7 protein-coding genes are annotated in these 6,218 nt (G+C 68.8%); 4 read left to right on the forward strand and 3 right to left on the reverse strand.

The genetic code is table 11. The annotated features are described in order from the left end of the window. The coding region (locus VXC91_RS41185) for an ISAzo13-like element transposase-related protein (RefSeq protein ID WP_408057604.1) at positions 1-478 on the forward strand (478 nt) is incomplete at its 5' end. Here the strand turns inward: VXC91_RS41185 and VXC91_RS41190 are convergent. After that, entirely contained in the window at positions 423-1,421 is a 999-nt protein-coding gene (locus VXC91_RS41190) for an LLM class flavin-dependent oxidoreductase (RefSeq protein ID WP_329512485.1), read from the reverse strand. The two genes, VXC91_RS41185 and VXC91_RS41190, sit on opposite strands and share 56 nt — an antisense overlap. 15 nt (positions 1,422-1,436) lie before the next feature. Further along, positions 1,437-2,054, reverse strand: a complete 618-nt coding sequence (locus tag VXC91_RS41195) for an NADPH-dependent FMN reductase (protein WP_329512486.1) — start codon at positions 2,052-2,054, stop codon at positions 1,437-1,439. 127 nt (positions 2,055-2,181) lie between these two features. On the opposite strand from VXC91_RS41195, the gene VXC91_RS41200 reads away from it, so the two are divergent. Then, positions 2,182-2,868, forward strand: a complete 687-nt coding sequence (locus VXC91_RS41200; protein WP_329512487.1) for a TetR/AcrR family transcriptional regulator — start codon at positions 2,182-2,184, stop codon at positions 2,866-2,868. Between the two features lie 250 nt (positions 2,869-3,118). Then, a complete protein-coding gene (locus VXC91_RS41205) occupies positions 3,119-3,559 on the forward strand; it encodes a winged helix-turn-helix transcriptional regulator (protein ID WP_329512488.1) in 441 nt (146 codons plus the stop codon). Between the two features lie 345 nt (positions 3,560-3,904). On the opposite strand, the gene VXC91_RS41210 is transcribed toward VXC91_RS41205, so the two are convergent. After that, on the reverse strand, positions 3,905-5,869 hold the full coding sequence (locus VXC91_RS41210) for a SpoIIE family protein phosphatase (protein ID WP_329512489.1): 1,965 nt from the start codon (positions 5,867-5,869) through the stop codon (positions 3,905-3,907). A 169-nt stretch (positions 5,870-6,038) separates the two neighbouring features. On the opposite strand from VXC91_RS41210, the gene VXC91_RS41215 reads away from it, so the two are divergent. Beyond that, on the forward strand, positions 6,039-6,218 hold a 180-nt coding region (locus tag VXC91_RS41215; protein ID WP_329512490.1), incomplete at its 3' end, for a hypothetical protein.

A 6,218-nucleotide genomic window follows, 5' to 3' on the forward strand; every position in this document is an offset into this window, starting at 1 on the left:
AACCTCCAGGCTTCTGGACGCACAATGGAACAAAATCGAGCACCGGCTGTTCTCCCACATCACCATGAACTGGCCAGGCAGGCCCCTGAGCAGCCATGAAGTCATCGTGAACAGCATCGCGGCGACGACAACCCGCACCGGGCTGACGGTGCACGCCGAGCTCGACACTGCCGTCTACGAGACCGGCGCCCGGATCGGCGACCGGCAGATGGACGCCCTGCCCCTGCACCGCCACGAGTGGCACGGCGACTGGAACTACACGCTGCAGCCCGAGGCGTATGTCCAGCTCAGTGATGCCCCGGCCCCGTTCGACCAGCCCAGTCCCGATCTCGCCTGGCTCTGCCACCCCGGCCTGACCGGAATGCCGGCCCAGGAGTGGGACGCCCTTTTTGCCCCGGCCACGCCCGCGGCGGGCCGTTGGGTCAGGGGGTGGCCGCCTGCTCGGCGATCAGCTCGAACGAGCGGATCCGGTCCTTGATGTCGTAGACCTGGGTAGTCAGCATCAGCTCGTCCGCACCCGTGCGCTCGCGCAGCTCGGCGAGCTGGCGAGCCACGGTCTCTGGGGAGCCGAGCGCCTGTCCCTCGAACCGCTGCCGCGCCATCTCCAGCTCCTGCGGCGTGTACGGGTAACGGGCCGCTTCCTCGGCGCTGGCCAGCAGCGTCGCCCGGCCGGTATGCATGCGCAGGAAGGACAGCATGGCCGGACCGGCCAGGTACTCCGCGCGCTCGTCGGTATCCGCGCAGATCGCGTTGACCGAGACCATCGCGTACGGCTTGTCGAGGTACTCCGACGGGCGGAAGTGCTGCCGGTACAGGGCCAGTGCCGGCAGCGTGTTGGCGGAGCTGAAGTGGTGCGCGAAGCTGAACGGCAGGCCCAGCGTGCCGGCCAGCTGCGCGCTGAACCCGCCCGATCCGAGCAGCCAGATCTTCGGCATGTTGCCCAGCCCAGGTACCGCGGTGATCCGCATCCGGGGCTCGCGCGCGGTGAAGTACCCGATGAGATCGGCAAGCTCCTGCGGGAACGCCTCGGCGGACAGGCCCTCCATCGTCCGGCGCAGGGCCAGCGCGGTGACCTGGTCGGTGCCGGACGTCCGGCCGATGCCCAGGTCGACCCGGCCCGGGTGCAGCGCCTCCAGGGTGCCGAACTGCTCGGCCACCGCCAGCGGGGCATGGTTGGGAAGCTGCACGCCACCCGAGCCGACCCGGATCGTCGAGGTCGACGCCGCCAAATGTGCGATCAGCACAGCCGGGGACGAACTGGCGACCCACGGCGTGTTGTGGTGCTCGGCCACCCAGAACCGTCGGTAACCCAGCTCCTCGGCGCGGACCGCGAGCGCCGTGGTGTGCCGGAGGGCCTCGGCGGAGGATCCGGCGGCGGCGACCGGAGCGACATCGAGGACAGAGAGAGGTACGTCAATCACGAGATCATCCTTCCGTCACTTGCCGTACGGGTGCTCGGCGCGAGCGGTGCGCAGCGCGCGGCCCCACCACAGCAGCTGGTCGACCATGTTCTTGGCGGCGCTCTCGCAGACCGCCGGGTCGAGCGGTCTGCCGTCCTCGCCCAGCCCGGACCAGGGCCCGTGCAGGCTGACGGAGTCGCGCACCGTCATGGCGTGCAGCTCGGCGAAGACCTGGCGAAGCTGCTCGACGGCGCGAAGCCCGCCGCCCACCCCGCCGTAGGAGACGAAGCCGATCGGCTTGGCCTGCCACTGGGTGTTGTGCCAGTCGATGAGGTTCTTCAACGAGGCCGGAAAGCTGTGGTTGTACTCGGGCGTGACGACGACGAACGCCTCGGCGGCGGCCAGCCGTGGGCTGACGTCGGCGAGAGCGGCCTGAGTGCCCGGCGCTGGGGCGGGAAGGCCGTCCCGCCCGGGCATGGACACGGGAAGATCCAGGCCGGCGACATCGACAACGTCCAGATCGATGTCGGTGCGGTGGCCCACATGGCCGGTGAACCACTTGGCGACCGACAGGCCGGCGCCGCCGCCACGAGCGCTTCCGATGATGACGGCGACCCGGAGCGCGGGGTCGTCGGAAGGTGCGAAGTCAGACATCGCGGTCTCCCTGGTTCTCTCGTTTCATTGCCGCGATCCGCAGCACGCCAGGTACCATACAACGACTATTGCAAAAGAGAAAACGTTCGTTGTAAGCGGCCTTGATCGGCATGTGGGAGATGAAGCGATGACCGGCACGGACCCAGAGGACAAGACAAGGACGGCCCAGCCGCGGCGGGGCCGGGTGGACAAGGCGACAGCGATCGTGGAGGCCGCATGTGAGGTCTTCGGACGGGACGGCTACTCCCGGGCCAGCATCGATACGATCGCCGCCGAGGCCAGCGCCTCGACTCGCACCATCTACAACCACTTCCCGGGCGGGAAGGAGGAGTTGTTCCGCTCCATCATGCAGTTGGGCTCAGAGCGGGTCAGGGACGAGCAGCTCGCGCAGTTGCGGAGGTACCTGGATCCGGAGCGTCCGCCGCATCCTGACGACCTTGAACGTGACCTGCTCGCTCTGGCCCGCGCCTGGGTCGGCCTGATGACGGACTTCCGCCACCACTTCTCGCTGGTGCGGCACATCTACGCGGAAGCCGGGCACATTCCGGCCGAGGTCTTGGATGCCTGGCAGGAGGCCGGACCGCGCGTGGTGGGCCGCGAGGTGGCGTCTGCCATGGCCGTGTTGAGCGATCGTGGCCTGATCGACGTCCACGGCAGCCCGGCCCAGGCCGCCACCCATTTCATGGCGTTGACCTCAACCGAGATCACGCAACGGTCCTACTGGGGGGTCAACCCGCTCCCGCAGGAGGAGGCCGACCAGCTGACCGCCGCCGGAGTACGCGCGTTCCTGCGGGCGTACGGCTCCGCAAGCTGAGTTGGAGCCGCCCTCAAACCGGAACCCGGCAATCGGTCGAGGCTCGGCCCCCGGCCCGCGGGCCTCCTCAGCGTGGCGGCCACATTCGGGGATCATGGATCGTTGGGTGAGGCGTTGATCGCGGGAGGCTTGGGCGCAGCTCTGGGGAATGTCTTCGGGTTGACGGCCTTGGGAGAGCGCTACAGGCAGCGCCGTCTCCAACGTCTGGGCCTCTGGAGCGCTCCCTAGGAACACCGGAAGGGCGTCATCAGTGAGCAACCATGAGGGCCAGGCGGCCTCCACCGGCGAGGCGCGGGCGAACGTACTGCGCCTCTCGGGCCCGTGTGAGCGCTGGGCGCGGGACGCGGACTTCATTCGCGAGACCCTCGACCTGGTGGGCGACAAGTGGACCATGCTGGTCATCGGCGCCCTCGCAAGCGGCGACGCCCGCTACTCGGACCTCGACACCGAGATCCCCGCCATCTCCCGGCGCATGCTCAACCTCACCCTCAAGCGCCTCCAGCGCAGCGGGCTGGTCGACCGCACTGCCTGCGCGGAGGTGCCGCCCTGCGTCGAGTACTCCCTCACCAGTCTCGGCGGCTCCCTGCTCTCCGCCGTCGAGCACCTGGCCGCCTGGTGCGCCGAACAGCACACAGAGATCCGACGCCACCAGGACACGTACGACACGAACGCCGCCACACGGAGTGCGTGACTGGCGTAAGGCAAAGTGGATCCCGCGCCACAGTGAGGTTTTCTCAGGGAAGATCACTCCCAGTGGTTATTGCAGACAAGAGCGGTGCGGGCCATGTCGGCAATGCGGCTGGAGCCGAGGCTGATGTGCTTGAGCGCACGCCAGCCGTCCTTCAGTTCCGCGACGCACCGCTTGGTGCCAACGCCGGCGGGCGATCACGGAACGATGCCGTGACCTCCTTCGAGGGCTGCCTGTGCAGGTGAGTAGGGCCCTGTCCGGCTGTCCACGGCCTGCCGGAGATCAGCGATCTTCCCCCGCTGTGTAGACGCCGGGGTACAGAATGGGGGTGTGCGAGGGCGGGCGCCGTCATGTGCGGTGGATGACCAGCACGGCCACGTCGTCGAGGTCGTCTACCGCGACCGCGGCGTCGAGGATGCGGTCGGCGGTCTCCTCGGCGTTCAGTCCGTCGTGGAGGGCCGCGCCGGCCAGTGTTCCGGCTCGCTCGAGTCCGGCTTCCAAGGTGAGGCCCGGTCCTTCGACCACGCCGTCGGTGACCATGACCAGCACGCTGTCCTCGTCCAGGGTGAAGGTCTCCTCGCAGTACTTGGTGTCGGGCACGACTCCCAGGACCGGCCCGCCCGGCAGCTCGCGGAGGCGGTGGCTGCCGTCGCTGCGCGCGCACAGCAACGGCACATGGCCGGCGCTGGCGCCGGTGACCCGTCCGTCGCACGGGTCGAAATGCAGCATGGTGCAGCTGGCGAAGCGTGTCGTGCCCATCGTGACGAGCAGCTGGTTGGTGCGCGTCAGCACGGTTGCGGGATCTGGTTCTTGGGCGGCGATCGCGCGTATGGAGGCGCGCACCTGTCCCATGGTTGCGGCGGCGTCCACGTCGTACCCCTGGGCATCTCCGATCTCCAGGGCGACAGCCCCGTCGGGCATCACGAAGGCGTCGTACCAGTCTCCGCCGATGTCCAGCCCGTCCCGGCAGGGCCGGTAGCGGGCGGCGACCTCCAGACCCGCGAGGTGCTCGGGCAGCGTGGGGAGCATGGTCTGCTGCAAGGCCGTGGCCAGCTCGACGCGCGCCTGTTGCAACCGGATGCGCCGCAGTGCCTGGCCTGCCAGGTCGGCCAGCGTGCCCATAAGGGTCCGCTCCTCCAGGGACGGCCGGTATCCGCTGCCATAGGTCAACAGCCACCCCCCGAGTGGCTGATTGCCGGTCTCGCTGAGGGGGGTGATGGAGACGGTGTAGTCGAAGCCGAGTCGGTCAAGGTGCGGATATCCGAGCCCATGCGGCCAGCGGCGCCTGCAGTCCTCCCGGTCGGTGACGAACTGCGGCTTGCCGGTGCGGATCGCCTCGCACACCGCGTTCGGATGGTCCAGCCGCAGGCCGTCAAGGACCTCGACCTCGCGCATGGTGATTCCGGCATCGGTGGAGATGCGCAGGCGGCCGTCGTCGACGAGCGCGAGCAGGACGCCATCGGCGCCGAAGGTCGCGGCGAGCCGGGTCAGGACGACCTGCCGCAGCTCCTGCTCCGTGCCCGCGGTGATCAAGGCGGAGGAGAAGTCGGCGACCTCCTTGGCGCGCCGCCGCTCGGCAACCAGTGCGGCCTGCGCCTTCTTCTTGCGCTTCTCCTGCTTGGTGTCGTCGCGGACCACCCCGAAGATCCGCTCGGGGCCGTCATAGCCCAGCTGGATCCGACGGGACTGAACGGCCAGGTCGTGCCAGCCGTCATGCGGGGTGAGATACCGCAGCCTCACCCAGGGGCACTGGGCGGGGGCCGAGCGCAGCAGCTGCCGGAAGGCCTCTCGGTCGTCGGGATGCACTGCCGAGATCACCCTGGAAAGCGGCGCAGTGGGATCCGGCAAGAGCGCCACCAGGGCGAGGCCACCGAGCCACTCCAGCTGCTGCCCCTCGGGTGAGTACATCCACAGGCCGAGGTCGGCGGCCTCGGTGGCCACCCGGAACGGGATCAGCAGGCTGGCCAGGTCGTTCCGCGCATCCAGGGCGTGCACCCAGACCAGCTGCTCGGCACCGGCGGGATCCTTCACCGGCTGCGCCTCGATCAAGCAGGCAACGGGTGCTCCGCCTCGCCCAGGGAACTCCAGCACCCGCATCGCGACCGTCTTCGTCCCGCAGGCGGTGACCACGAGACTCTCGGCCGACATCCGCTGGCTTGCGGGCCACAGATCACCGAAGTCACGGCCCAGGCACTGCTCCGCCGGCATGCCCAGCAGCGTGGCCATCGCCGCGTTGAGGCCGTTGATGACACCGTCCAGCGTCAGCAGAGCCGCTGGCTCAGTCCTTTGAAGGAGTTCGTCCGAGGCGCCCATCTGTGGCTCCTGACACATACCAAAACAGCTCTCTTCGGTAATTTTCTCGCATTTTGCCGCGAGGTCTTGGGGAAAGGGTGTGTTTGACTGCTCGCGTCCAGTGACGACGGTGGGGGAACCGCCGGAAACGGTAGAAGGCCGCCCGCGAAGAGGGGGCGAAGGAACTCGGTTGCGGTACAGCCGCGAAGTACAGCAGTTCCGAGCGCGCGGCGAGCCGCCGGGACAGGCCGGGAACCGGGCCGCGTGGTGGCGGTCGCTGTTCGTCGACGAACGGTGCGGCGAGCGGTCGACCACCTACGGTACGACCGTCACAGGCCAGCGCCCCGCCTTCACCAGCCGGATCGCAACT

It is taken from the genome of Streptomyces chiangmaiensis (assembly GCF_036281785.1).
Classification (GTDB): domain Bacteria; phylum Actinomycetota; class Actinomycetes; order Streptomycetales; family Streptomycetaceae; genus Streptomyces; species Streptomyces chiangmaiensis.